General features: G+C 40.7%; 4 protein-coding genes. All 4 read right to left on the reverse strand.

The annotated features are described in order from the left end of the window. Positions 1-15 precede the first annotated feature (15 nt). The 4 genes from JP36_RS10640 to JP36_RS12010 are packed head-to-tail and all read right to left on the reverse strand — an operon-like array spanning position 16 to position 1,749. Complete coding sequence (locus JP36_RS10640; RefSeq protein WP_039174564.1) at positions 16-261, reverse strand: hypothetical protein; 246 nt, start codon at positions 259-261, stop codon at positions 16-18. Further along, positions 262-714 (reverse strand): hypothetical protein, encoded by a 453-nt coding sequence (locus JP36_RS10645; protein ID WP_052119497.1) that lies wholly within the window; start codon positions 712-714, stop codon positions 262-264. It abuts the gene before it with no gap. 12 nt (positions 715-726) lie between these two features. After that, positions 727-1,557, reverse strand: a complete 831-nt coding sequence (locus JP36_RS10650) for a hypothetical protein (protein WP_052119498.1) — start codon at positions 1,555-1,557, stop codon at positions 727-729. Between the two features lie 3 nt (positions 1,558-1,560). Beyond that, on the reverse strand, positions 1,561-1,749 hold the full coding sequence (locus tag JP36_RS12010; RefSeq protein WP_039174566.1) for a transposase: 189 nt from the start codon (positions 1,747-1,749) through the stop codon (positions 1,561-1,563). Positions 1,750-1,888 lie beyond the last annotated feature (139 nt).

Genomic DNA, 1,888 nt, shown 5'->3' on the forward strand with positions numbered 1-1,888 from the left:
AAAATTAGTGTACCACTACAAGTATTCAAGAATCTTCTCTTTAAAATCACCATGTTTTAAAGGCGCCTGCAATACACAGTAGTCGAGTTTTACTTCACGACCGTCATTTTCCCAGTTTAACCACTCACCAGAATTTTGGCCGGGTCTCGGACAATCAATGTAGGAGCCAGTTGCTCTGCTTATCGCTTGGATAAACCCATCTGCGCAGTGAAATATCACATCACCTTCCCTAACATCCATCAGACGATCCCAATGATGCATCTACCTACCGTCTTTACTAAACTTAGGAGCCCATATAAACTGACCACGCATCTCTTCTTCGTATGTATCTCCCTGAAAAACAAGATAAGTTAAAGCCTGACCAGCAACACGCTGTACCGGCTTATATGCTTTTGAGGCACTTACTTTCTTTCCTGATGATGACGCCTGAGCTTTCATTGCCTCAAGCTTGGCCTGCTCCTCTGCAGCTTTTTTAGCAGCTTCCTCTGCCTTGGCTGCTTCTGCAGCTTCTTTTATTGCTTTCAATTCTTCTGCAATCGCATCCGCCACCGCTTTATCTTCTGCAGCTAAGAACTTCTCAAATGCCGCAGGATACTGGAATTTACACGTCTTTGCCTGAAATTCAACTGTAATGCTTGTGGCATCCTGTTCAACAACAGTACCAACTCCAAATTTGCCGGTGTGCTTCACTTTCTTATTCAATAAATCCACCATCGCACTTCTCCTTTATCTATTCTTATACCAGACAAACAAATCGAACTTTCTCTTTCTGAACTCGACGGTAATACCAAGCTCATCGAGCTTTCTGGTGATGTAATCGTTATACTCTTTGTAATTGAAGGAATCCTGCCACCTCTGGATTTGGTTCCTTGTAATGTCGTCAAAGTAGCGAGGAAGGTAATTCTTCAAAACTGTATCTAAGATTGAATAATCATCATGCTCATAAAGGTTTCTGTTATGATAGCAGCAGTACTTAGAAGCAAACGAAAATAGATTTATTTTTCCATTACTCCTTGCTATCAGATTCACCACATCTGGATCACCGGCCTTAATCCTTGCATCAATATCAGGAATAGCAGCTATTATGTTTGAAAGCTCCACCATGCTAATTTTGCTCTTATGCTGAGACAAATGTGTTGAATTCGTTATATCAATAAGGCCTACCTTTATCGCAACCACATCTGGATCTGTATTAGCCGGAAACTTATAAAGGCATCTCGTTATCATTTCCATTTCAGGGCCATAGTTATCTGTTTCCGCAACAATCCGGCCCACTTCTTCTATAGTCTCGTTTGTTATCTCGTCACCAGAAATATCCCTAACGCCCTTTTTGGGCTGCACAACCTTTTCAGGAATAACGATATCCGCCCCGGTTAACGAATAATAAGCTGGCTGGCTTCCAGATCTTAACACTACACCAGTATTAACGAGCCCCATTAAAGCTCCGTATATATTTGGACCATGTTTCCTGTCGCCATAAATAGCTTCAGCCAAGTCAAGCTGTGTCATGGTTCCATTTGTTTTTAACAGATCGACAATCGTTTCTTTTTGGCCCATACACTACTTCTCCTTTATATACTTTCCACTTTTTATACGCTCATCACTTGGTTTCTCCGCATCTGCAGGAATGGCCCAATAAGAACCTATCTTTGTTGCCCCTTCAATACGTCCTTCAGAGCACAAAACCTGAATCCTTCTGACGGAAATCCCCCACTTCTCTGATGTTTGTTTTATAGATAAGTACTCCATATAGCCCTTTCTTAGATACAAAAAGCACATTATACAATCTAACGATAATTATATTCCAAACCACGAATAAAATCAATGAAACAGTTTTTTATTTGGTACCATTGGACTATGGTCACTTTATAAAAACTGTAGTGGTACA

This window comes from Gallibacterium genomosp. 1 (genome assembly GCF_000771875.1).
Lineage (GTDB): Bacteria > Pseudomonadota > Gammaproteobacteria > Enterobacterales > Pasteurellaceae > Gallibacterium.